The sequence below is a fragment of the Microcystis sp. M53603_WE2 genome, from assembly GCF_030065435.1.
Map to the genome: position 1 here is coordinate 1 of NZ_JASJFF010000848.1, position 1,384 is coordinate 1,384.

1 protein-coding gene is annotated in these 1,384 nt (G+C 50.1%); it reads left to right on the forward strand.

All coding sequences use genetic code 11. The annotated features are described in order from the left end of the window. A partial coding sequence (locus tag PX481_RS17985) for a glutamine synthetase III family protein (protein ID WP_502888616.1) occupies positions 1–1,282 on the forward strand: 1,282 nt, incomplete at its 5' end. Positions 1,283–1,384: the final 102 nt, after the last annotated feature.

The window sequence follows — 1,384 nt, forward strand, 5'->3', positions numbered from 1 at the left end:
CGAGATTGCCCCCTTTTTCGAGGCTGCTAACGTGGCCAGTGACCATCAGCAGTTAATTATGACTTTGCTGAAAAGTACGGCTAAAAAACACGGTTTTGTTTGCCTACTGCACGAAAAACCCTTTGCGGGAATTAATGGTTCAGGAAAACACGTTAACTGGTCCGTCGGCAACGCTACCCAGGGCAATCTGTTGGATCCGGGCGATACTCCCCACGCTAATATGCAGTTTTTGTTATTCTGTGGGGCGGTAATTCGTGGTGTTCACAAGTACGGGCCGCTTTTACGCGCAGTGGTGGCTACCGCCAGCAATGATCACCGTTTGGGGGCAAATGAAGCTCCTCCCGCCATTATTTCCGTATATTTGGGCAGCCAGTTAGAAAAGGTATTCGACCAAATTAGCCAAGGCCGAATTGAGGGTTCTGATGCCCCGGGGTTGATGGATCTCGGTGTCGATACCCTGCCGGTATTCCCCAAGGATCCTGGCGATCGCAATCGTACCTCTCCTTTTGCTTTTACGGGCAATCGCTTTGAATTCCGGGCTGTGGGTTCTAATCAGTCAGTTTCTGGGCCGCTGGTGGCGATGAACACGATTCTAGCCGATTCCCTGACTTGGGTGGCGGATAACCTAGAAAGCCGGATGAAAGCTGGGGAAGACCTCAATACTGCTGCCCAGGGTGTTCTCAAGGAGATCATGGACAAACACAGAAATGTGATCTTCGGAGGTAACGGATATTCCCCAGAATGGCACAAAATGGCGGTAGAAGAGCGCGGTTTGGCTAATCTCCGCACCACTGCCGATGCTTTACCCGTGCTGAGGGCCGATTATATTGAAGAACTGTTTACCCGTATGGGTGTGCTTACCCCCGTGGAACTGGAAAGTCGTTTTGATGTCTATGCGGAACAGTATTTGCTGGCCATCGAGGTGGAAGCGAAACTGGTGGTGAGTATGGCTAAAACGATTATTTATCCCGCTGCCGTTCGCTACTTGTCAGAATTGTCCTCGGCGATCGCTAATGCGGCGGCGATCGGCATCGAGATGGATAAGGAAAGGGCCCAAACCGTCTCGAATTTAATTAAATTACTGATGGATGGCGTTAGCAAACTGAGTGAGGCCACGGCTAAAGACGATTTTGACTCGATCGAGGAACATATGCAGCATTCCGCTCAAACAATCCGTCCCTTGATGGATAAGGTGCGCGAATATGCCGACACACTGGAAGGGGAAGTGGCCGACAATTTCTGGCCGCTACCTACCTATCAAGAAATGTTGTTTGTTAAATAACATGACGGCAAGGAGGGGGTAAATAGCTGGAAAAATGATTGGCCACCCCCTTCTTTTTAGCTGTTATCGAAACAACCCTGGGTGCATCTCATTTTTGCCCTC